Source organism: Mucilaginibacter limnophilus (genome assembly GCF_004005815.1).
In the GTDB taxonomy this organism is placed as follows: Bacteria; Bacteroidota; Bacteroidia; order Sphingobacteriales; family Sphingobacteriaceae; genus Mucilaginibacter; species Mucilaginibacter limnophilus.
In genome coordinates this window covers 1-23,670 of record NZ_SACK01000017.1, presented here as the reverse complement: position 1 = coordinate 23,670, position 23,670 = coordinate 1, and the positions used below count along the sequence as shown (strand labels likewise).

General features: G+C 42.8%; 23 protein-coding genes. 3 read left to right on the top strand and 20 right to left on the bottom strand.

The genetic code is table 11. The features are described 5' to 3' along the window. The 14 genes from nagB to EOD41_RS20280 form a co-directional block, all read right to left on the bottom strand. Window positions 1-1,057: glucosamine-6-phosphate deaminase (gene nagB, locus EOD41_RS20345; RefSeq protein ID WP_127708631.1), on the bottom strand; the 1,057-nt coding region annotated here is incomplete at its 3' end. Between the two features lie 2 nt (window positions 1,058-1,059). Beyond that, the gene (gene galE, locus EOD41_RS20340; RefSeq protein WP_127708628.1) at window positions 1,060-2,091 is read right to left on the bottom strand and encodes a UDP-glucose 4-epimerase GalE; all 1,032 of its coding nucleotides are present in this window, start codon (window positions 2,089-2,091) and stop codon (window positions 1,060-1,062) included. 123 nt (window positions 2,092-2,214) lie between these two features. Further along, window positions 2,215-3,564, bottom strand: coding sequence for a Gfo/Idh/MocA family protein (locus tag EOD41_RS20335; RefSeq protein WP_127708625.1), 1,350 nt, complete (start codon window positions 3,562-3,564; stop codon window positions 2,215-2,217). A gap of 43 nt (window positions 3,565-3,607) precedes the next feature. Then, window positions 3,608-4,876 carry a sugar MFS transporter gene (locus EOD41_RS20330; protein ID WP_127708622.1) on the bottom strand — a complete coding sequence of 423 codons (1,269 nt, stop codon included), beginning with the start codon at window positions 4,874-4,876 and terminating at the stop codon, window positions 3,608-3,610. Beyond that, entirely contained in the window at window positions 4,860-5,534 is a 675-nt protein-coding gene (locus tag EOD41_RS20325; RefSeq protein ID WP_127708619.1) for a carbohydrate-binding family 9-like protein, read from the bottom strand. Before EOD41_RS20325 ends, EOD41_RS20330 begins: the two co-directional genes overlap by 17 nt. Beyond that, on the bottom strand, window positions 5,534-6,661 hold the full coding sequence (locus EOD41_RS20320; RefSeq protein WP_127708616.1) for a phosphotransferase enzyme family protein: 1,128 nt from the start codon (window positions 6,659-6,661) through the stop codon (window positions 5,534-5,536). The genes EOD41_RS20325 and EOD41_RS20320 overlap by 1 nt, the downstream gene beginning before the upstream one ends. A gap of 44 nt (window positions 6,662-6,705) precedes the next feature. Then, window positions 6,706-8,307: a glycoside hydrolase family 31 protein gene (locus tag EOD41_RS20315; RefSeq protein ID WP_127708613.1), complete on the bottom strand. Its 1,602-nt coding sequence runs from the start codon at window positions 8,305-8,307 to the stop codon at window positions 6,706-6,708. A gap of 7 nt (window positions 8,308-8,314) precedes the next feature. Beyond that, window positions 8,315-9,862 carry a DUF4832 domain-containing protein gene (locus EOD41_RS20310; RefSeq protein WP_127708610.1) on the bottom strand — a complete coding sequence of 516 codons (1,548 nt, stop codon included), beginning with the start codon at window positions 9,860-9,862 and terminating at the stop codon, window positions 8,315-8,317. Window positions 9,863-9,874: 12 nt separating this feature from the next. After that, window positions 9,875-10,996, bottom strand: a complete 1,122-nt coding sequence (locus tag EOD41_RS20305) for an acyltransferase family protein (RefSeq protein ID WP_127708607.1) — start codon at window positions 10,994-10,996, stop codon at window positions 9,875-9,877. Between the two features lie 42 nt (window positions 10,997-11,038). After that, window positions 11,039-11,908 (bottom strand): PKD domain-containing protein, encoded by an 870-nt coding sequence (locus EOD41_RS20300; RefSeq protein ID WP_127708604.1) that lies wholly within the window; start codon window positions 11,906-11,908, stop codon window positions 11,039-11,041. Window positions 11,909-11,943: 35 nt separating this feature from the next. Then, window positions 11,944-13,458, bottom strand: coding sequence for a RagB/SusD family nutrient uptake outer membrane protein (locus EOD41_RS20295; RefSeq protein WP_127708602.1), 1,515 nt, complete (start codon window positions 13,456-13,458; stop codon window positions 11,944-11,946). A 39-nt stretch (window positions 13,459-13,497) separates the two neighbouring features. Beyond that, entirely contained in the window at window positions 13,498-16,503 is a 3,006-nt protein-coding gene (locus EOD41_RS20290) for a SusC/RagA family TonB-linked outer membrane protein (protein WP_240663521.1), read from the bottom strand. 316 nt (window positions 16,504-16,819) lie between these two features. Next, entirely contained in the window at window positions 16,820-17,848 is a 1,029-nt protein-coding gene (locus EOD41_RS20285) for a LacI family DNA-binding transcriptional regulator (RefSeq protein ID WP_127708599.1), read from the bottom strand. A gap of 144 nt (window positions 17,849-17,992) precedes the next feature. Beyond that, a complete protein-coding gene (locus EOD41_RS20280) occupies window positions 17,993-18,196 on the bottom strand; it encodes a KTSC domain-containing protein (protein WP_127708595.1) in 204 nt (67 codons plus the stop codon). Between the two features lie 28 nt (window positions 18,197-18,224). On the opposite strand from EOD41_RS20280, the gene EOD41_RS20275 reads away from it, so the two are divergent. Next, window positions 18,225-18,482 carry an ROK family protein gene (locus EOD41_RS20275; protein ID WP_164850013.1) on the top strand — a complete coding sequence of 86 codons (258 nt, stop codon included), beginning with the start codon at window positions 18,225-18,227 and terminating at the stop codon, window positions 18,480-18,482. Between the two features lie 13 nt (window positions 18,483-18,495). On the opposite strand, the gene EOD41_RS20860 is transcribed toward EOD41_RS20275, so the two are convergent. After that, the gene (locus EOD41_RS20860; RefSeq protein WP_164850012.1) at window positions 18,496-18,639 is read right to left on the bottom strand and encodes a hypothetical protein; all 144 of its coding nucleotides are present in this window, start codon (window positions 18,637-18,639) and stop codon (window positions 18,496-18,498) included. Between the two features lie 114 nt (window positions 18,640-18,753). Between EOD41_RS20860 and EOD41_RS20270 the strand changes: the two genes are divergently transcribed. Then, window positions 18,754-19,734, top strand: a complete 981-nt coding sequence (locus EOD41_RS20270; RefSeq protein ID WP_127708589.1) for an alpha/beta fold hydrolase — start codon at window positions 18,754-18,756, stop codon at window positions 19,732-19,734. Between the two features lie 43 nt (window positions 19,735-19,777). Here EOD41_RS20270 and EOD41_RS20265 read toward each other — a convergent pair whose 3' ends face one another. Together EOD41_RS20265 and EOD41_RS20260 are read right to left on the bottom strand one after the other, a co-directional pair. Continuing rightward, on the bottom strand, window positions 19,778-20,737 hold the full coding sequence (locus EOD41_RS20265) for a TIGR03885 family FMN-dependent LLM class oxidoreductase (RefSeq protein ID WP_127708586.1): 960 nt from the start codon (window positions 20,735-20,737) through the stop codon (window positions 19,778-19,780). Window positions 20,738-20,761: 24 nt separating this feature from the next. Further along, window positions 20,762-21,856 carry a lactonase family protein gene (locus EOD41_RS20260; protein WP_127708583.1) on the bottom strand — a complete coding sequence of 365 codons (1,095 nt, stop codon included), beginning with the start codon at window positions 21,854-21,856 and terminating at the stop codon, window positions 20,762-20,764. Window positions 21,857-22,058: 202 nt separating this feature from the next. Between EOD41_RS20260 and EOD41_RS20255 the strand changes: the two genes are divergently transcribed. Then, the gene (locus EOD41_RS20255; RefSeq protein ID WP_240663519.1) at window positions 22,059-22,271 is read left to right on the top strand and encodes a hypothetical protein; all 213 of its coding nucleotides are present in this window, start codon (window positions 22,059-22,061) and stop codon (window positions 22,269-22,271) included. A 140-nt stretch (window positions 22,272-22,411) separates the two neighbouring features. Here EOD41_RS20255 and EOD41_RS21120 read toward each other — a convergent pair whose 3' ends face one another. The 3 genes from EOD41_RS21120 to EOD41_RS21315 all read right to left on the bottom strand — a co-directional run bounded on the left by EOD41_RS21120 (window position 22,412) and on the right by EOD41_RS21315 (window position 23,538). After that, a complete protein-coding gene (locus tag EOD41_RS21120) occupies window positions 22,412-22,699 on the bottom strand; it encodes a tyrosine-type recombinase/integrase (protein WP_394342479.1) in 288 nt (95 codons plus the stop codon). 307 nt (window positions 22,700-23,006) lie between these two features. Further along, window positions 23,007-23,396, bottom strand: a complete 390-nt coding sequence (locus tag EOD41_RS20245; RefSeq protein ID WP_127708577.1) for a phage integrase SAM-like domain-containing protein — start codon at window positions 23,394-23,396, stop codon at window positions 23,007-23,009. Continuing rightward, complete coding sequence (locus EOD41_RS21315) at window positions 23,368-23,538, bottom strand: Arm DNA-binding domain-containing protein (RefSeq protein WP_164850011.1); 171 nt, start codon at window positions 23,536-23,538, stop codon at window positions 23,368-23,370. The genes EOD41_RS20245 and EOD41_RS21315 overlap by 29 nt, the downstream gene beginning before the upstream one ends. Between the last annotated feature and the right edge of the window lie 132 nt (window positions 23,539-23,670).

The window sequence follows — 23,670 nt, the reverse complement described above, 5'->3', positions numbered from 1 at the left end:
GGGCACGTTCCGGCCTTTGGCTATCGTCGGCATTGTACTTGCCGCCCGGCCAGCCGGTAATGGTATGCTGTATTTTGTTAAAAATGTCGATATTAATGTTGTACACCGGCCCTTTTTCTGTTGCCAGCTGCGACATGCCGTTGTTGTTGTAATCGCTTTCGGTTAGTTTTAGGATGGGTTTGCCAACGGTTTGTGAAAGCCAGGTTACCGCTTTTTTTATCAGGCTGATATCCCACACACAATCCTTTACCAGCCAGGGGGTATCAAATCGGGTTAATGCTACGGCCGCTTTCTCGTCAATAACAAATTCGGCGTTGCTGCTCATTTGCAGGTAGGTGGCCGGTACATCTGTTGAGATGTTGCCTTCTACCGCTTTTTTAATGATTGATGCTTTCTTCTCACTCCAGGCCATCAGGATGATTTCCCTTGCTTTAAAGATAGTACCAATACCCATGGTGATGGCCTTGGTAGGTACATTATCCTTTCCGCCGAAATCTTTTGATGCGTCGCTACGGGTCAGGTCGTTCAGGGTAACCAGACGTGTACCTGAGTTTGGTGCCGAGCCCGGCTCGTTAAACCCAATGTGGCCTGTTCGGCCTATGCCCAGTATTTGCAGATCGATACCGCCATAGCTGTTTATTTTTTGCTCATAGGCTAAACAGAAATCAGCTATCGCTTCTTCTGGCAATGTACCGTCGGGTATGTTCACGTTCGCCATATCGATATCGATATGGTCGAACAGGTTTTCTTTCATAAACCGTACATAGCTTTGCTCGGCATCGGGCTGTATCGGGTAATACTCATCAAGATTAAAAGTCACCACATTTTTAAAACTCAGCCCTTCTTCCTTGTGCAGGCGGATAAGTTCTTTATATACCTTGATGGGCGTAACGCCGGTGGCTAGGCCAAGTACGGCGGTTTCGCCCTTTGCTTGTTTGTCTTTTATAACGCGCGCTATGCTTTGCGCTACCGCAGCGCTGGCATCAACGTCGTTACCAAATATCTTAACCGGCACTTTCTCGTACCGCGTTTCTTCTAATAAATTTAACTTGTGCATGTTTAGTGTATCTCGTTTTGTTCAAGGTATTTTTCCCATTTCCAGGCACTCTCCATCATCTCGTTTATGCCAAATTTGGCTTCCCAACCTAACACCTGTTTTGATTTTGTGGTATCGCCCCACACCTTTTCAATATCGCCTTCACGGCGTGCCCCTATCTGATAGTTCAGCTTTACGCCGTTTACCTCTTCAAAGGCTTTTATCACTTCCAAAACAGTGTAGCCCCTGCCGGTACCAATGTTAAATACATCGTAATTGTTATCAGCATCACCTTGCTCTTGCATTTGTATAGCGGCAACATGCGCTTCGGCAAGGTCAACCACGTGGATGTAATCACGTATGCAGCTGCCGTCGGGTGTATCATAATCATTGCCAAAAACGGTTATTGAGCCGCGTTTCCCAATAGCGCTTTGGGTAATGAATGGCACTAAATTTTGCGGTACGCCAATGGGCAGCTCACCTATCAGTGCCGACTCGTGCGCGCCAACCGGGTTAAAGTAACGCAGTGAGATGATGTTTTTTAATTCATCTGCTTTCGCGATGTCCTGTAAAATTTCCTCGGCCACCTGTTTGGTATTACCATACGGCGACTCCGCTTTTTTAACAGGTGCTGCTTCACTTACCGGCAATGTATCGGGCTGACCATAAACTGTACATGACGAAGAAAACACCAGATTCAGTTGCCTGCCTTCAAAGGCCTGCAGTACACTGAACAGCGATTCGAAGTTGTTGGCGTAATACTTAAGCGGTTCGGCAACCGATTCACCAACGGCTTTGTGCGCCGCGAAATGTATCACGCCCTGTAATTCAGGCTTGCCGGCTACCAGTTCGGCAACTGCAGGTTTGTTGCACAGGTTGATGTTATAAAATTCAAGCATTGTGCCGGTTATTTCCTCCAACTGATTGAGTATGCCAATGCGCGAATTATTAAGATTATCAACTATCACCGGGGTATAACCCGCGCGCAGCAAGGCCACTACCGTGTGTGAACCTATATATCCGAGCCCACCGGTAACCAATATTTGTTTTTTCATATAGATTGAATTACTGTCATCTCGACGAGGAACGAGGAGAGATCTTCTGCAATATGTGTACGAGGATTAATCGCTTACAGAAGATTTCTCACTATCGTTCGAAATGACATAAATGATTATCTCTCAAAACCCGCTATCGTCTAACGCGAAGGTGTTCTTTCTGTCTTTCCAGGCACCTTCGGTAAAGTCAGGAAACTCCTGCGGCATGTTGCCTTCGGCAATCGATTTTTCAGAAAGCGGCGTAATCACGCTCATGGTCAATGAATCATAAATGTCTATCGGCGTTTGTTTCTTTTGTTTAACCGCCTGGATGAACGCGTTGAACACGAACCAGTCCATACCGCCGTGACCCGCGCCTTCGGCTAAATGTTCATATTTTTTCCAAAGCGGGTGGTCGTATTTTTCCAGCCAAACGTTCGCTTTATCCCACTCGTCGTAAGTTTTTGATTTCCCTTCAATGTAAATGGCATCAGCAACGTCCATCCATAAACCTTCTGTACCCTGCACACGGAAACCTATAGAATACGGCCTTGGCAGGTGCGTATCGTGCGTGAGCATAACGGTTTCGCCGTTGGCGCAGTTCATTTGGGTTGTTACGATATCACCGTTCTTAAACTTGATGTTCTCATTCTTGTTTCCGGGAGATACCTTTTTTATATAAGCGTTCAGCCCCGGCGATTTTGAAGCGAACGACACCAGGTTGGTAAAGCGGTTGCCCCGGTTGATATCAATATAGTTCATGATGGGACCTATACCATGAGTTGGGTAAATATCACCATTGCGGTCGATGTTCCATTGCGTACGCCACTGTGCTTCGCCTACCGTATTCGGTCCAAATTCGGCACCTTTACCATTAAAGTTTTTACCATCATTAAACAACACACCGCGCAGGTCGTGCTGATAGCCTGCCTCAAGGTGTACCAGCTCGCCAAATTGATTTTGACGAACCATGTTTAATACTGCCAGCACATCGCGGCGGTAACAAACATTTTCCAAAGTCATGTAAGGTACTTTGGTTTCTTTGTAAACTTTCAATATGTCCCAGTGGTCCTGTACCGATATACCTGCAATTACCTCGCAGCCTACATACTTGCCGGCGCGCATCGCATAAATGGACTGATCTTTATGAAACTGCCATGGTGTTGAAATGATCACCGCGTCGACGTCTTTTCGGTCTACCAGTTTTTTGTAAGCGTCAAGCCCGCCGGTATATTCAGCCGGAAGTTTCTTTTTTGCTTTTACAAACTGCTCACGGCAGTATTTAAGCGAACTTTCCTGTATATCGCAAATGGCTACAATCTCTACGTCGTCGCGCAGCAAACCTTCACCAATGTGGTTACGGCCGCGTAGGCCTACGCCAATATAACCTAACCTAACTTTGTCGGCATTTTTACCGAATAAAACTCCTGACGGCATTATTGTTAACCCCGCTAATCCTACCACACCATTTTTAACAAAATCTCTGCGATCCATAATTATAAATTTTTAGTTGATTTTAATATTTTGAATAGATGTACTAATTTTTTACTGTTCTACCTGATTTGTGCCCGCTTATGGCATAATAACCTATCATCAAGTAAATAGGTATAAGTATTATGTAAGCATGTTGCAGATTATAAGCATCAGCAAGCGCGCCATATGCAAGCGGTATAACGGCGCCACCTGCTATGCCCATAATTAATAACGATGATCCTATTTTGGTAAATCTACCAAGACCGGCCAGCGCCATTGGCCAGATTGCAGGCCATATCAGCGAATTGGCCAAACCCAATAATGATATCATTAACACTGATGTGAAGCCTGTGGTTATTAAAGCCAGTACGGAGAATATAAGTCCGAGTAAGGCGCAAATTTTCATGGCTGTTTCCTGGCTGAAGTATTTTGGTATGCAGATGATACCTGCAAGATAACCTACTATCATACACACTAAAGTAGCCGTAGTAAAAAACTTAGCCGAACTTAATGCGATGCCTTGAGCTGAACCATAATTTATTACTGTGTCACCTGCTATAACTTCGGCTCCAACATACAAGAACAAAGTAAAGGCCCCAAGTAATAAGTGCGGGAATTGAAACACGCTTGTTTTTCCGGAAGTGCTGCCTTCTGTCGCCGGGTCTTCCTTGTCTGTGTCGATTTCAGGTAGGCGCGAGTAATAAATAATCGCTGCCAGTATCAGCAACACAATTACAATAATGATATATGGCAGTATTACCCTTGAGGCAAGTTCATTTAGCTGTATGATTTTTGTGGCAGCATCCATGCCCGCCAGCTTGGCTTTCAGCCCGTCGGCATCTTTTAACGCTACCGCTCCCAAAATTATCGGAGCGATGGCGCCTGCAATTTTGTTGCTGATACCCATAATGCTGATACGTTTTGCGGCACTTTCAGGCGGGCCGAGTATAGTAATGTAAGGATTTGAAGCCGTTTGTAGCAGCGCCAAGCCCGATCCCTGGATGAATAATCCTAAAAGAAAAAGGATATACTGGCGTGATAAAGCGGCGGGGATAAACACCAACGCCCCGACCGCTATCACTATCAATCCAACAGACATGCCTTTTTTGAAACCTGTTTTATTTAATATCCATGATGACGGGATGGCCATCACAAAGTATGATATATAAAATGAGAACGCCACCAAATAAGCTTCCAGGTTATTCAGTTCGCAGGCAAGCTTTAAGTAGGGTATCAGTACCGAATTTAACCACGTGATAAACCCGAAAATGAAAAACAGGATACCTATTAATATTATCGGATTTACAGCTGATTTTTTATTGTTTTCTGCCATGATATATTTGTACGGATATTAATTGTGATTTGCCGAATGAAACTTCTTTAAAAAAGTCGCTTAAATGAAAGTTTGGTTCTGCCGATTCGATGTTATTCCAGCATAAGTAATGCGGTTGAGGCAAACCATCACCGCATTTATACACATTTATTTTGGCGTTTGCTTTTGCCAGATTAAGCCCTTTATGGAAGCAAAATACGGCTTTTGGTATGCATAGCGTAAGTGTCCAACTGATTGCTGTGTCTTTGTTACTTACTGTAGTTTGATGCTTTATCTGCTTCAACAAAGCCGCCGGGATAAATGTCCTGTCATCTTTCCCAGAACCGTATTGTGCCAAACTATTGCCGGTGCAGTTGAATTCGAGATTATAATATTTTTCGTCGTTATCAAAAGCTATGAAAAGTTCTACACAGCTATCGTTATACACCGGCTCGTTAAAGCGGTTATGTAAAGCCTGTGTATTGCCTTCGGTTACATAATATTTCAAAAAAATATAATCACCGCTGTATGCCAACACAAATGAAGCAGAAACATCATTGTTGCTAAACCACGGTGAATTACTTATGGCGTTTGCTTTATGACTATCCAGCTCTCCTGAAATTATATCACAAAGCCGGTAATCCTCAATATGATCAATATATATCGCCGGGATTTCCATTACAGCACGTGCTTGGCTTTATAATTCTCGATCTCGTTTAAAACGGTATTTCGCAGCTTTTCCGCATTAGCATTTAGCATCTTAAATAATTGCAATTGCGCCCTTGTACGCTGTAAGTTGTGGCCTTCAAACTTTATTTTGTAGTAGCTGTCGCCGCTTAAATAGTCTGTTAAAAACCTAACAGACTGCATGTAAGGCATCAGCAGCACACCCATAACCAGCGAATTAACTTCAGCTTCAGTTAAAAAGTCGCCTGCTTCCTGCAGGTAACCTTTTGTGTAAGCATTAAATAAAGGCATGTTCAACTGTATCTTGCTTAAATCGGCTTCATCTTCGGTAGTGGTATTGATTATAGTACGAATGGCATCACCGAAATCATAAGCCACGTAACCGTCCATCACCGTATCCAGATCCACAACACATTGCGCCTCGTCATTTTCATCAAGCAACACATTGTTAAACTTAGTATCATTATGAATCACCCTTTTTGGCAGATTGGCTTTCTGCTCAGGCTGCTGAAAGTACAGCATCGTATTGCGATGCCCGGCTAAATACTCAAGTTCTTCTGTAACTTCCTTTACACGACCGAAAGCATCTTCATCAATAGCTTGGTCTAACGCATTAAGCCTGTTTTCAAGATTATGAAAGTTTGGAATTACTTCGTACATCAGCCCTGCCGGTAAATCAGACAGCATTTTCTGAAATTTGCCGAATGCCTTACCACCTTCGTAGGCCTGTTTTTCGTTTTCAACAACATCATAACTGTGCGTATTGCTTAAAAAATAACACATGCGCCAGTAGTCGCCGTTGGTATCCTGGTAATAATATTTGTTGTTGTTTGCCGGGATAAGGGTCATTACCTCCTTATCTGCATCACCCTTCCCCGTTTCGTTAAGTTTATTTTTCAGATGGCCTATAACCAGGCGCATGTTCTCAGTTAACTTTTCAACGTTTTTAAATATGTGGTGGTTGATGCGTTGCAGTAAATAATCGCCGCCATCCTGCGACGCGTTTTTTAGAAAATAAGTGTCGTTAATGTGTCCCGACCCAAATACCTTCCGTGTGCCGATATCAACTTTGCAGTTAAAGTTCAACACAACTTCCTCTATGTTAGCTACACTTTGCACTTTAGGTATATTTTGTAATTCTTAATTCTCATTGATTTTGCTGCCTACTTGATCAGCTCAAATACAGGCAACCTGTTCAGGGCCACGTCTTGTGTTAGGGCAAGCGGCCCCTTAAAAATTTTGCCTTCGTCACTTCTCCATTTTCCTTTTGGCAGTTGAATGGTCTTTTTATGGTCTTTCGTTACTACCGGCGCTACCAGGTATTTGCTTCCCAGCATAAACTGCCCCTGAACATCGCTTAACCCTTGTCCTGGAAATTCATATTCCATGTTCCTTACAATGGGTTCGCCTGTTTGGGCGGCTGTTTTGGCCAATTGTAAAATGTATGGAGTATATTTTTTCCTGATTTCTACTGATGCTTTTATCAGTGCGAAGTTTTCTTTACTAAGCACCCGCCACGGCGCTACCGAAAACTGCATCATAGGCATAAGTGCTGAACATTGCGCCGACCGCACTACCAGTTCCTCATCAAGTTTGTCACGACCAATAAATGAGCCGTATTCGCCGCCGCCTATCATATCCGGGCAGGTGAACTGGTAACCCATCAGTCCTGCCGATGTAATGTGTGGTATCAGTTTTTGCAGGTCTTCCCAGTTGTGTTTTTTGTCACGAAGGCGCTCCACAAGCGGCTGTCCGCCCATTTTCCACATAGCCCTGTATTCATTCAACGGGAAGCTTAATCCAATTTCACCCCACAAGCGGCTATGATCATTGGGTGTGGCTTTAGCATATGAAATAGCGTTAGCCGGATAGAAATCTGCATCGCCCGCGTCAAACTTAAAACCGTCAAGGTGGTAAGTTTTTACCATATGATCGAGTCTGCCGCGGTACCATTCCTGTGCTTTTGGATTAGTAAGATCCATCACCGCGCTGTAGCCGTTCCACCAGCTTATGAGAGCGGGCTTGTCGGTGCCGTCAGCTGTTTTTGCATTCGATCCATCTAATAGCAATAGTTTTTTATCAAGCAACTCACGGAAAACCTCGGTATCAGGTGAAATAAACGGACTTACCCATATCATCACCTTAAAACCCATTTGGTGCAGGCTGTCAATCATTGCCGTAGGGCTGGTAAACCTGTCTTTCCTGAAATCAAACCGGCCATAGTAATCGGCCCAGTTATCGTCTATCATCAGCACACCCGGCGGAAACCCGTTTGCAAGTATTGCTTTTGCATAGGCAAGGATGTCTTTTTGGTTCTGGTTGTAAACAAGTTCAATCCAGGTATTGTACTGCGGACTGCTGAACAATAACATTTCAGGCAGTTTTCCTGCTGAAGGAAAATATTTTTTAGAAGCGTTGGTGAAAGCATCTTTCAAACTATTACCTGCTGAATCGATAACTACAGAGCCAACAGCATCGCTGATGATCAACTGACCATTATCAAAGCTGAACTTAAAGGGCTCTTCGCTCCAAACAAACCGGCCTTTGCTCGATACCAGGAACGGTACCGCCTGGTTCGACCGGATGTCGGCAAACAGGTTCAGGCTATACCCCGATTTGAAAGGTGCCATGTGTGCATCATTAACCGCCCCGCCATACCAGCTTTCACCCTTTTTTATGCCGATAACTTTATTTTGGGCGAACGCCGCTGCAGTACATAATATGCAAGCGACGAACAAGGCATTCACGAAATATTTAATACTCATTATGCCCTTATTTTACGCTGATAGTATGGTTCAATTTGTTAAAACCTGTTTCGGCTTCCCAAACACCCTCATTTGCAAAACGTATGCTGTATTCAGGACGGGACGCTATGCTTGCATACGCGTCAGGCAGGCTTAACAGGAGTTCGTATTCACCGGCAGGAAAATCAGAAGGAATTTTAACGGCTTCTTCTACCTTAACCGCACCTGAGAACCATTTGCGTACATCTGTAGTCAGATCAAACGATTTTAGCTCTCCGTTTGCCTTGTTGCGCAGTACCAGCTTGGCCGGGCGTTTATTGAATGGAGATGCATAACCAGCATTTTTCAGATTAAGGACAATGTTCAGGTTTGTGCCATGTACAACATTATCAGGCAATACAGCGCTTTGCAGTACAAAACGGTAACCTAAGTTGCGTTTGATATTATCCATACAGCCACCATCCTGCCAATCGTTATTCACCTCATTGTTATAATGCGCGTTGATATAGCTGTAGTGCATGGTTGCAAACTCTTCCTGAATTTTTCCGCCGGGTTCGCAATCATTTGCAGGGCTGTAACCGTCTGAACAGGTTTCGCCGCCAACGGCAACATATTTACTGTCGTTGCTCAGGTAATCGCGCAGGGTGTTAACAACGCCTCCGCCCGACACACGCGGAGATGAGCTGTTTCCGTAATCTTCGTACGTGCCGAAATCGTTAGAGCTTGCCATAAAGCAATCGTTATGGAAACCTATTCGGGCATTATCAGCTGTAGTAAAAGCATTGGCATCGCTTAAGGGTGCGGATGTTATCAAAGCGTTTATGCCATATAAAAAGCGTTGTTTTATTTGCGGATAGCGCACCTGTATCATACGGTCTTGCGGAACGGCTTCAAGCATAGCACTGATCACCTCACCTCTGTCAAGCCAGTTTTGATCGAGCAATTTATTTTCCTGTCCGCCATTAGTTGACGCGTCGCCGAAGAAATCGCTGTAGTATTGCTCGCCCCAAACACCTATAAAGCCTAATTGTACGCAGGCTATAACATCAGCATTTTCCTGCAGCACAGGCTTAAGCTGGGCAATGTGTCCTAAGATTACCGATTTGGGCGCATCGCCGTATGGCGGACAGATAAACCCTTCAGGACAATTACCCGCCGTTTGTCTTACTGTATACACAAAACGCGGTATCAGTTTAACACCTGCTGTGCGGGCCGCAGCCATATCTTTCCCAATGTTTGTGATGAAAGATGCCGGTATTGGTGCGCTGGTAACATTGTCTAAAATATAATACCTGAATACAAGCGTACTAAGTACTTGATAGTTTGCGCCTTCAATAGCTTGGGTGGTGCGATAACTTTTAAGTTCGTTGGCGTCAAGCAGCGAGAAATCACTGGCATGTGTTTCTGAATAGCGGTAAAAGCCCCGTTCAGGATTAGGAAAATCTTCATTACTTTCTGTATAAGTAACGTTTACCTTTTCAACCTTTACCAGGTTGTCTGCTTTATCCTTACATCCCCCAAAAAAAAGGAAAGGTAGCGCGGAAAACAAACCGGTACGTGCAAATTTTAAATTCATAATTACTATGTGTTATAGTTTGAAAAATATCTTTTTTGTATAAAGCCAATAGCACAATCCCCACTCGGCAAACCATACGGCCAGCGCCGAAATAAGCGCCGCCACAGTCACCGGGATACCAAACCATGTGCGCAGCATGTCGCCGGTAAAAATGGCTACTACACTATCAAGCCAGTGCAAGCCAACGGTTTCAAAAAAAATGTAGATGAAAATGGCATTCATGCCAACCACGGTAAACACCAACGCGTATTTTACATTCTGTTTAATGTCAACCAGCCAGTAAGTAGCGGCAAGTATCAGCAGTACCCATCCCGCTGAAGCGAACACAAATGAGCTGGTGCTAATGCGTTTAATTATAGGTGTGATATTTAAAAGATCAAGGCCAAAACCAATTAGTAAAGCAATGATCCCTGCTATTACAAGCACCTTAATTTTTTGTGCCGATGTTCTTTCAGAAATCAGCAGTTTTCCGGCCAGCACCCCCCAAATGGTATGTGCTGCAGTTGGAATGGCGTTTATAGCTACCCAACCGTCAGAGTTGATCTTTCCCATCAGTACGGTATCCATGTACGCGCCAAAGTTGTGGTACTCAACAAAAGGCTGGTCAAATCCCGGTACCAATATTGTACGGTACAATATCTCGGTAAGGGCAAGTAAAGCTATTGAAAACGCAAATTGCCATACATAACCACAGTTGATAATCAGATAGGCTACAAGGTATGTAAACGAAAGCTGAGTTAATACATTCCATAGCTCCCAAACAGGTTTGCCTGCGTAAACACAATGCAAGCCGGTACCAAAGAGGAACAACTTCACGCTTCGCCAGAAGATGTGCTTAAAATTAATACCCCAACTGATGCCCTTTTTTAACTTGCTGGTGTATGAGATATGCAACGCCGTACCCGCCATGAACATGAATGCCGGTTGTACCAGATCCCAAAACCGCAGCCCGTGCCACGGATGGTGGAAAAACTGGGTAACTATCGCTGCGAAAGGTTGCACCGGTTCAAGGTTTTTCAATGCCTCAAACACAAGGCAACTTTCGGCGCAAAGCAGTATCATAATCATTCCGCGCATTACGTCAAGAGACACAAGACGCCCGGCAGGAAGTTGATTCGCTGTAGATTGGCTCATATTGTTGTTTAGTATCTGATCAGTTTATGAATAAGAAAAGTCTTACTCATCATTCATATCTAAAAAGAAACTTGATGAACCTTCGTCGGGCGCGTAGCCAATAAATGCCGACCAATCGCCTTTCACCGCCTGTATGGCTATGCGTATGCCTTTAGTATTATCTAATCCTTTCTTTAATTTTCCGCGGTCAAAACGTACTTCAAACTTAACGTTAGTTCCTGCTTCTTTTACTGTACCTACAGTATACGCGTCAGCTATTGTTTGTACTTGCCAGCTCCAGGCGGTTTGGTCTGTTCCTGTATTATAAAATATGTCTACATTGCCTGTAAGAAAAGGCCCTTCCATCAGTATATCATAACCACCATCGGGTATACCACCGGTTAAATAGCCAGTACCTGTATTGTTGTCACTATCAAGGTAGATGTCGAAGATATCACCGTCGGATTTTTTGCGGTTCATGTCTATGTACAAATACACATAGTTACCGTCAAAGTCCATTTTTACTTCATTAAACACGCCTTTTTTAGGTCCAAGGGGAATACTTGAAGTTACTGATGCCCAATCATCAACTGAGTTATCATCAATTTTAACGGGCGTTGTTTTGGCTATACGCAATACCGTTGAAGCTTCTACACTTTTACCGTTTACTGATGCGTACAGCGTAGGCACATATTTACCTTTACCAGGATACGTGTGTGTCGGATTGGTTTCTGTGGAAGTTTCACCGTCGCCAAATTCCCATCTTACATTGCTTAACCCTTCGGTTTTGGTAGTAAAAGTTACACTGTAACCTTCAACCGCAGTTTCATAGACAAGGTCGGTAAGCGCTTTGGTTTCGTCTTTTTTACATGAGCTAATGAGCGTGCTTGAAAGCATGAGTGACATACACGCAAATACTTTTATATTTCTCATATCAATCATTTTAATATTAGTTGATAATTAAATTATTACGGATTTTGAGTTACTTCGGGATTGCTTAACACCTCGTCAACCGGAATGAAATAAATTGTTCTCGGGCTGGTATAAGGTACCGTCATATTTGGATAGCCGCTTGGCTTTGTGGCCAGGTTCACATCGGTTTCTTTTAAACCACGCAGATGGTAGCCCCAGTAAGTTTTGTCAAGCGTGCGTTTGTTGCGGAAAACATCATAGGTACGATGACCTTCAAAAGCAAATTCCATGCGTTTTTCTTCCAGCACCACATCAAGCGCGCTTTTGCCTGCTGGCAGCGTACCATTATACAACATGTTTTCAAGGCCGCGATTTTCACGTATTTTGTCGACATTCTCTAATGCCGCCGCAGTATTATTCTGTTTAGCTAAAGCCTCGGCTTTAATCAGGTACATTTCGGCAAGGCGAAACATGATAGGCGAACTAAGATTTGGTGAACCGCCCTGAAACGAAAATTTGGTAATGTAGTACATTTCAATGCCATTCTTTTTCTGTACAACACCCTCAACTTCTGACGGTACTATGTATGAGTTTCGCGCATCTTCAGGATGCTGGTTGAGCAGTGAACGTATTGATGATGACGCGAACTCTTCACCCCAACCCGAGTTGCCGTCTGAGTAGATCATTGATGCTATAGAACCGAATTTGCCATAATCATCAAGATCAGTGAAGGCAATGCAAAAAATTGTTTCAGTTGAGTTGGTCGCATTGGCAAACATTGTTTTAAAACTGGTAGCGTTGGTTAACGTAAACCTGCCTGAGTTTATCACATCATCAGCATATTCGATAGCTTTTGCATTGTCTTCTTTATACAAATTAACGCGTGATAACAGCGCCCAGGCAGCTTCCTTTGATGCATACTGAACACCGCGAACTTGTGTCATTAAACCTGCTGCCTTTTCAGCATCGGCAATAACCTGACCGTATACCTCGGCAACGGTTGAGCGGCCTTTTTGTGCCGGATCAGTTAACGATGTACGCAGTATAATACCCGGCGAGTTAGGGTCAACACTATATGGCTTGGCAAACAACCTAACCAGATTAAAGTGGCAAAATGCACGTAAAAAATAGCACTCCCCCAATAATTGCTTCTTGGTGGCATCTTCGCTTCCTTGTTTTTCAACTGCATCAATAATCGTATTAACACCATTGATAATTTTGTATGACACGTACCAGAAATAACGCGTATTACCTTGTGATGGAGAATGATCGAGGCTGAAGCTGTAATATAGTGGGTCAGTTGTAACCTGGCCGCATACAATATCGTCGCTGGCAAAATCACTCAGGTGGTAAAACTGCCGCAGATACATATTATTCATATCAACTGTACCATTAAACTCAATATGATCTTTAAACAATGCATATGCACCGTTTAGCGCGTTAGCCAATCCTTCAGGTGTGTTAATCAGCGTTTCGGTAGTTATAGCATCGCTGGGTGCTACTTCAAGTTTTTTACAACTTCCCGCTGTCAGTAACATAACAGCAAGTGGTAGTAATATTTTAGTTTTCATGTTAAATCCTTTTTTGTTGAGAAATATCATTTACTGCTGTTAAAAATTAAAGTTTATGTTTAACAGATATTGCCTGTTATTTGGATACTTAAAGTCTTGCAAACCTGGCATAGCAAAGTTGCCGCCTGTAATAGTAGTTTGTGGGTCCTGGCCAAGGAAATTGGTGAATGTCGCCACATTATCAGCCGATACGCCTACACTAATACCTTCAAAGTTTAGCTTTTTAGCAAATGATGCAGGCAGGTTGTAATTAAACGAAATGTTACGTATGGTAAAATAGCTGGCATCTTTTAAATATCGGGTTGAGGTTTCTGTTGAACCGGCCGAATTTTGTGGACTTGGCTCAGTAGCTTCTGTATCACCGGGGCCTGACCATATTTTTGACCCTTCGGGCAATACTATTTGGTTGTAGTAAGGCTCGTTGCCGTCATTACGCATATACCTCAAGTTATTGCTGAATATTTTCGCCCCGTAGCTGAAATAAGTATTTACACGCAGTGAAAAATCTTTATAAGTGAATGTGTTATTAAAACCGCCCTGATATTTAGGCAGAGCAGAGCCCGCTTCCTGGTAAGTAGCTTCTGAATAATTAGACGTTTTTTCTACAGCTACGCTTTCTCCGGCTTCGTTATATACCAGCTTTTCCCACAAAGGCGAGCCGGTTGCCGCGTCAACACCTGCCCATTTTGGTAAGTAAAACTCATACAGATTTCCGCCATTGCGGTATATTTGTGATACGCTGTTAACTGAACGTACGTTTGTTGCCGGTAAATTTTCCAGCTTGTTGCTGTTAAAGTTGACGTTAAAATCAGTATTCCACTCAAATTTGCCGGTTTTAAACGGACTTGCGTTAATGCCTATTTCAATACCTTTATTTATCACGTTGCCCACGTTAGCCCATCTTGTTTCAAAACCAACCGATAGTGGTTGCGCTACTTGTAATAACAAGTCTTTGGTATTGTTGTGATAAGCATCAACGGTTAAGGTTACGCGGTTAAACAGGCTCAAATCAAAGCCAACGTTTACCTGGCGTTTGCTTTCCCAGGTAAGGTTAGGACTTTCTAACTGGTATGGTACAGCTGCCGATTTGCCGTCATATTGAGTAGTTAAGGCATATAAACCCAAGAACCTTGACGAGCCTATATCTTGTGTTCCCGTTATACCGTAACTGGCTCTTAATTTTAAATTAGTGATGGAACTGTTGTTGGCCAAAAACTCCTCGTTGCTAACAAGCCATGCACCTGATATTGATGGAAATGAAGCATACTGGTTATTGGTAGGGAAAGCTGAGGAACCGTCAACCCTGAATGATCCTGACAAGAAATACTTGTTTTTAAAGTTGTAGTTAACCTGCGACAGGAATGAGTTAAGGTAATTTTGATTAAAATACCCTATAGGGCGTAACTGGCTGGTAGCAACGCTTAACTGCTTTAAACCTACCGGTAAACCTTGGCCTGAGCCGCCTGAGTATTCGGTACGGCCGTTCTCAAACGCTAAGCCCGCGAAACCGCTCAGGTTATGATCGCCAAGTTGGAAATTGAATTTTAACAGGTTATTTGATATAAAACCGTAGTTAAGGGAGCTTAATTCGTATATATAACCGCCATTTGCTTTGTAATTACCTGCTACAAGTGGCGAAAAATAGTTAACCGACTTATCTGTTCCTGCCGCAACCCTATTTGAACTGGTAAACGTTAACCAAGGTGTAATGTTGTAGTTTACAACCAAGTCATAATTAACGTTCAAACCTTTATATGGATGGTCGCTGTTTTCTATAGTATGTAAAGGATTTATTCTATCGCGCGACCACCATTCTACCGGTAATCCTGGCTCCATATAAAACGGACTGCCGTCAGCATTGTACGGATTATCCCATGGTATATTTAAAAATGAATAATACATATCCATATAATCATAGCTGTTTCCTTTTGACGCACTAAGGTTTATATTATTGGTTATGCTTAAATCTTTGGTGAAAGTGTAAGTTGAATTAGCACGTAAGTTTAACCGTTTATAGTTAGTATTGGTAAACGTGCCTTTCTCGTCAAAGTAAGACGCGCCAACATAGTAACTGTTTTTTTCGGTTTTGCCCGTAGCAGAAATGTATACGTTGGTTAACGGGGCCCTCTTAAATGATTCTCCTACCCAGTCGTAGTCCTGACCGCGCAACCTTAGCGGACGTTCTGCATAAAATTTACCTAAATCTATTTTGTAGGTATTATCGGTAGCGCCAACTATATAATCGCGGTAAAGCTCTTTTTGATAATCGTATAACTGGCTGCTGTTCATTGGGTCGAGTTTTCCGAAATCAGCCGTTCTGAAACCTGTTGTAATTTTGGCGTTAAAGCGTGTGCGGCCTTCTTTAGCGGTTTTAGTCGTAACTATTATTACACCCGCGTTGGCCTGAGAACCATAAAGAGCCGTAGCGCCTGCATCTTTTAATACAGTAATGCTTTCCACGTCGTTCGGGTCGTAATTGCCGCCTATTATACCATCAACCACAAAAAGCGGACTTTGCGAAGCGTTTACCGATGATACGCCGCGCAGCCTGATCTCAGGCGCAGAACCCGGCTGACCTGAACTGTTCACCACTTGTAAGCCGGCAACCTTACCTTGCAGCATGCTACCAACGTTGTTGGTAGTAACGTCTTTAAGTTTGTTGGCTGATACTACGGTTACCGAACTGGTAAGCTCGCTTTGTTTTTTACTGCTGTAGCCTACTACTACAACGTCATTCAGTTGTGTAACATCTTCAGTTAATGTTACAGTAATGTTTTGTCCGGCTTTTACATCTACTTCTTTGGTAGTGTAACCCACATAGCGGAATTGCAATGTGGCGGTTTGTCCGGGAATGCTAACGGTAAAGCTACCATCAGCGGTTGTTGATGCTCCACCGTTGGTGCCTTTAATCATAACAACCACGCCGGGAATAGGTTGCGAGTCGGTACCTGAAACCACCTTCCCGGAAACCGAATTGGTTTGTGCGAAAGTTTGCAGATAACCCAGAACACAGCAACAACAGATAAGTAAAAGTTTTTTCATCATATTGTTAAGTTGTTGAAAGGAATTTATTAAGCATTTATTAATAATTGTGATATCGTAAAGTTGAACGAAAACAATTGCTAAAAAAAGGTGTTAAGGCCGGTATGCTTAAAAAAGTTGTTGCGCAAACGTTTGCATAGGTTACGCAAACGTTTGTTCTAATTTGCATAACCTCACAAAAGGCCAAACTTTTATTTCGAAATATTCATTTAAAGAGTAATAAAATGCCATATCTGAAAAATTATCCAATAAATGTTTGGCAAATTATCAAAATGATAAAATCAAGTAGGCCGAGCTGAAAAACGATTTAGGTAAGGTTTTAGAGTGAGTAATCAATCATTTCTGAATCGATTACATGTTGCAGATAAGGTTTATCTGTACCATAACCTGCGCCGGGCTCGTCAATCATTTTAAAAAGATATTCGGTAGCAATTACCGATTGGCTGTGGGCAAATTGTTCAATGGATGCCAGCGGAAGCGTATCCATGTACTCCCATATCGGCAGGTTGGCAAAGCTGATGAAACTGATATCTTTATTCACTTCCAACCCGGCCGCTTTCACAGCAGCAATGCAGTCGAGCACTACATAATCGTTAAACACAATTACTGCTGTGGGACGCTCATCAAGTGCAAGCAATTTTTGAATGGCCTTCACATTATCACTTTTTGCCAGGCTGGTTGACACCATGATATCCTGGTCAATAGGCAAATTATTTTCTTTAAGACATTTAAAGTATATCTCAACCCTTTGTAAGGTGGCGGCAAGCTTGGCAGGACCGTTTATCAAGCCGATTCGTTTATGACCTGCCTTTACCAGTTTAGCCATGGCCTGCAGCATACCCGAAAGCAGGTTGCAGGCTACGAAGTTGATATCCTTGCGTGCCGGCACCCGGTCAAAAAAAACTACCGGGATGTTATATTTTTTCAAGTTTTCGAAGTGCTCGTAAGTGGATGTATCCTTTGTGAGTGATACCAGTACGCCGTCAACCCGGTGATCTTTCATGTTTTCAACTATCCGTTTTTCCCGCTCAAAGTTATCAAGCGACTGGCCGATGATCACGTTGTAATTATGTTTCTCGGCAATATCTTCAATACCTGAAAGCGCTGATGAAAAAAATGGTTCGGATAAGTTAGGGATGATAACGCCTATAGTGTAAGTCTTCCGCTCTTTAAAGTGTATTGCCGATTTGTTGGCCTCATATCCTATCTCCTCGGCTATTTTCTGCACCCGCATAGTAGTCACCAACCCAATACTTGGATGGCCGTGCAAAGCGCGTGACACTGTTGATACAGAAACGTTTAACCTTTTTGCAATTTCTTTAATTGTAGGAAGTTTATTTTTTTGCATTATCACTTACACCTGTCATCAGGCTTAAATATATACAATTGGTACTTTATTACATAAATAAAGGCTTATGAAATGATGTATTTTCGCATCAAGTATAAACAATTAAAACAATATGAGATTATTGTGGATCCCGAGAGCAACTGTTTAGCCATCAATTAATTTCTCAAAAGCATAACGGCCTTTTATAAAATGAGTAAGGTAACGGCCTTTTACTAATGATGCTTTAAGCTCTTTATAAACACTTTCGGGTACCTCTTTATAAAGATAAGCCTGACCTGATACATAGTCAACCCGTAAGATGCGGGTGTTAGAATTATAAGTTACTTTACTGATTACTGTTGACGGCATAATAACTTACCGCAAATGCCATACCGTATTGGACTTCGAGGCTTTCTTTCAAGGAGTGCAGGGCCTTCAGGTGTACAACTCATATAAAACTTTCATTACTGCAAAATGTGTTGCTGAGGCCGCTTTTAAAGGCGAAGAGGCCGCTATAGAAGTTTATCGGATTACTGCACAATTTCTTGGCCATGCACTCGCCATATTTATTGATATGCTTAATCCTGAACTTATAATTTTAGGTAGTATTTATGACCGTACGCGTGAACTGATACAACCTGTTATGATGAGGTGATTAAGCGCGAAGCTTATTTCGAACCGTGGTAAGCCTGCAAAATAGTACCTGCCGGATTACCAGAGAATATTGGTGAAATGGCTGCTTTGTGCCTTGCAATTATGAGTGTTGAAAATGAACCTTTAAACTGATGATAAAATATAATGTAGGTAAGCATTGTAAATAAGCTCTTTAGCTTAGCTGTATATTAGCAAGAAAACCATCAGGGATCGCGAAAACGCCCCTGATAGGATGTAAAACTGAATACATTTCTGCTTGTTAATTTGCCTGTATGGTTAAACCCTCATGGACTTTAGGTTGTATAGCAGCGGGATTATTTGCCGCTCTTGGCAGGTATCCCGTTTCATGGCTGCTTTCAAAGCGAAGTAGCTATGCTGCGCCAAAAATTTTGAGGTCAGCAGATAGATATTACATTAAATGTCCCAGCGACAATACTATGCACGTTGAGCTTGAAGGGTCCGAAAATACGCAACCGCTGGTGCTTTTACATGGGCTTAATTCCAGCAGCCGACAATGGTATTATCAGCGTTTGTTTCTTAGGAAGCATTTCAGACTGGTAATTATTGATCTTCCCGGTCACGGTTGGTCGCCGCAACCGGCTGACTTATCAATACCTGTTTTGGCTGCAGACCTGGCTGCAGTGCTAACGCATTTCCAAATTTTTAATCCAATAATTTATGGCCACAGTATGGGTGCCATGGTAGCTATGCAGTATTGCGCTGATGCTCATACCCCTTTGGTAAAGTCTGTTATTCTGCAGCATGCCAGTTATACAAATCCTTTTCAAACTACCCCCTTTTCGCCGTGGACACAACTTTTACAAAAGCCGGTTTTGATACCATTTTTTGGCTTTGTTAAACGGCACCCTTTAATTTTTAAGATCATTGGACGTTTAAACTATTTGAATGGATTGAGTATTTTGTTTTACCGCTTCTTGTTTTTTGCAGGTAGGCAAACGGCTGATCAGTTAAGATTTATGTGTCGAATAGCGGCGCTTAATCCACCGGAGGTAACTGCCGATGGTCTGCTCAGGTGTATGGAATTTGATGTTACGGCTTCTTTAAAAACAATAACGGTACCTGCATTGGTAATGGGTGCTGCGTACGACAGAATAATTAAACCTGATGCTTGCAAGCACATTTCAAGGCAAGTCGGCCATGGGCACTTTACTATGATTAACGGAGGCCACCAGAGCATTATGGAAGTGCCTGATGAGGTAAACAAAGCACTTATCGAGTTTCTTATAGGTTAACTATACTTTGCCTGGCAAAACTGCAATGCCAGTAAGGTTAAACTTATGCAAAAGCAGGTAGTACTTTAGCACCAAAATCATTTATAAAAATCTCTTGTTCACGATTTACGTTATGTAGGATAATGTCATTAAATCCGAGATCAATGTACGACCGGATATTTTTGATATGTTCATTTAAATCGGCGGAAATGTTTACATATGGATGCATATCTTCAGGCTTTACAAAACGTGCCATAGCATCAAAATGTGCCGGTGTAGGCAAATCGCTTAAAACCGTACCTTGAAAAATATTAGTTTTCCACTGTTCCCAGGCTCCTTGTAAGGCATCTTCGGCAGTGGCCGCATAAGATAATTGTGCCTTTAGTGCCAGTGGTTTACCCTCACCCCCATTTTCGCGAAAGGCTTGTATAACTTTTTGTAACTTGTCTAACGGCTGATGGGCTGTAAGAAGGCCGTCGGCCCATTTACCAGCCCACGCGGCAGTTTCAGGTGTCAGCGCTGCGCAATACAGCAGAGGGTTTACTGATGGACGGCTGTAAAGTTTAGCCTGATGTACAGTGATAAGCCCGGTATGTGTAACCGTTTCTCCGTTGAGCAAACGCCGGATTACCTGCGCACACTCAAGTAGTCTTGTGTTTCGTTCAGCCTTGGTTGGCCAGCGTTCGCCGGTAATGTTTTCGTTAACAGCCTCGCCGCTGCCAAGTGCAACCCAAAAACGGCCGGGAAAAAGTTCGCCTAATGTAGCAATAGCTTGTGCCACAATTGCCGGATGATAACGTTGACCGGGGGCACAAACCATACTGTAAGGTAACGCGGTGCTTTGCATGGCAGCGCCAAGCCATGTAAATGAAAAACCACTATGGCCCTGTGCTTCACCCCATGGATGAAAATGATCAGAAGAATTTACCGATTGAAACCCGGCCTGCTCAGCGAGCTGTGAAAAACGAAGTAATGCTGAAGGCGGAAATTGTTCATGCGATGCCTGGTATCCTATACGTGCCATATGTTTTTTGTTGAAAGGATAAATTTATGCTGAAACGAATTTCAAACAGGATGGCTTTTCTATCACTGTATTGGTTAACACGTCACCAATTTTGCCGGATCGATCATCAAGTGAATAAACAACCACGTTATTGCCTTCCTCATTAGCCACAAGCAAATGTTTGCCGGTTGGACTTATCGATATATTTCTTGGTGACTTGCCATTGCTGCTGCAACGCTGAAGGAAGTTAAGCATGCCCGTTTCAGGATCAACAGAAAACACCGCAATTTCGTTGGCATCGCCACGGTTTGTAGCATACAGAAACAATCCGTTTGCGGATAATAGGATGTCACCTCCTCCCGGTTCACCGTTGAAGCCCTCGCTCAATAGGCTTACTGTTTGGATATGATCAATATTGCCATCATTATAACTGAAGACGAAGATCTCTGCTGTAAGCTCTGTTATTATATATAGATATTTGTTGTCAACTGAAAACGCAATATGACGCGGTCCACTGCCAGGCGTTATACTGATATCCTGACCATCTGAAAGCGGTTGAGTTTCAGTTTGAGAATATGTCAATAACCGAATCTTATCTGTGCCAAGGTCTGTAAATATCACAAAGCCTTGGTCAGGTGTCTGCATTACTGCATGAGCATGCGGCCCCTCCTGCCGGTCAGGGTCAGCGCTACTTCCATAGTCCTGTATCTGCTGAATAAGCGGCAGCACAGATCTATCATCACCAATTGGGTGGACAGAAATACTGCCGCTTTTGTAATTGGCAATAAAAATATGTTTTTGTTTCTCGTCTATGGAAATATAACAGGCTGCCTCGCCATAAACAGATTCTTTATTTATTAAAGTCAGCCTGGCGGTTTGTTTATCAAATTCATAGGCATGAACTTCACCGCCGTCCTCACGTTCGCTAACCGCGTAAACATGTTTACAGGCGCTGTCTAAACATAGATATGATGGGTTCTCGATACCTCCCGACTGACTTATGTAATCCAATGCACCGTTATCAGCATTGAAGTTGTAAACCTCTATACCTTTTTTGGCAGACCTGTATCCGCCTATCAGCAGGTAAAATGCTGTTGAATGGTTATTCTCAGGTGCTGTAACAGAATTGTTTTTTAGCATAAGTTATTACGAGCTTTGTTATGAATGAACAGCATAACCAACCGAAAGTTCAAATAAAATTGAATAATTGTTAATATTTTTTCCTAAAAAATAAATGACAGCATTTCTTAACAATTTTATCGGTAATAATTAGTGTTTTACCTAACCAGTCAATAGCTCAATCAAACGTATCAGCCAGGACAAGCATTTACTTACCTCTCACGTGAGTCTCTTTATCAGCCTGTTTCTTTGCTGGCAGAACAGTGGCTTCGCTTTACCGTTTCAGGTATCACGAAAGATGCTTATGGCCTATAGCCGTATCAATTCTATCGTTACTTACCATAAGTGTATAGGGGAACTTGCGGCAGCCGGTTACTTCAGATACCAGCCCTCCTACCACCTTGCCCAGGGAAGCCAGGTCTGGATGGATGGTTAATAATATTAACCAATTTCTTTGGCTGTTGCCCAAAGCGTCCGGATGATTACAGTCATTTATCATTAAAAGGAGCACAAGACCAAATGGTCTCGTGCTCCTTTCTTATTTGCATCAAACAGTAATATCGGTCAGTTTATTTTTCAACGCCTGCATATCATTGCCAACTTTGAAGTCAAGTACTTTTGCATAGTGTTGGGTTTGTTTGAGGTTCTTATGCCTAGCATTTTTGCAACGGACTCGATGGGCACACCATTGCTTAGGGTAACGGTGGTTGCGAATGTGTGGCGTGCGATGTGAAACGTTAAAGTTTTGTTTATGCCACACGTGTCCGCAATCTCCTTGAGGTACGCATTCATTTTTTGATTTGACAAAATGGGCAGCACTGTACCCTTAGCTTGGCATACAGGATGACATTCATACTTCTTGATAATGGCAAGCGGTAACGGTAGTAGGGGTATTTTGGTAGTGCTGTTGGTCTTTTGACGGTATGTGTCGATCCACTTATGCTTGTCGACACCAATAACAATTTCTGAACGCTATAACTTTTGAACATCCGCATAGGCAAGGCCTGTATAGCAGCTAAACGAAAATATGTCCCTGACTACATGAAGTCGTTCTGTCGGGAATACTTTTTTGGCGATGGTTGATAGCTCTGTTTCAGTAAGAAACGGCTGATGTTCTCCCGCCTTGCCAAACTAAACTCTGCAAAGGGGTCGTAAGTCAGCCATTTGCGTTTTACACAAAGTAATACGATCTTTTAAAGTAGGTCAGGTATTTTATTGTCGAGTTGTGTTGGCATTTACGCACGGTCTTAAACCAAAATGAAAACCGTTCAATAAATTCGTAATCCAACTTTTGGATACTGATATCGTCAGTGCCATACTGCCACTTAATAAACAGTTGGGTGTGTAGCAATGTACGTTCAAATAGATCAAGCGTACCGGCAGAATATTCGGTCGGAACGAGCGCTTTAATGCTTCCATTATGATCCTCGAATATTTTGATTAGATACTTATTTTCATCAACACCGAAGAGCAAGTTCTTAATGGCTACCGCAGAAACCTCCTTGTTGTCATCGATGAGCTTTCTTCTCGCCTCATGGAACCTTATGAGAAAGAATATCAATAAAGCTGTTCAGCGCCCTGGTGTCATCTTTTGATCCGGACGCCCTTCCTTTCCGCGAATCCCATCTGGTAGGTTCCAATTTACGCTTGGTTGAAATTTCGCTTGATACGCCGTCTACCGTAATTCTCAGGTAAACGACCATTACTCCTGTAACCCCTCCTAAAAACCGGACTGCTTAAAGGACGAAAAGTCTTAACTTTAAACAGTCAAACGATGAAGAACTCTATTATTTCCGAAGCACAGATCGTAAAGGCCATCAAGGAATATGAAGGCG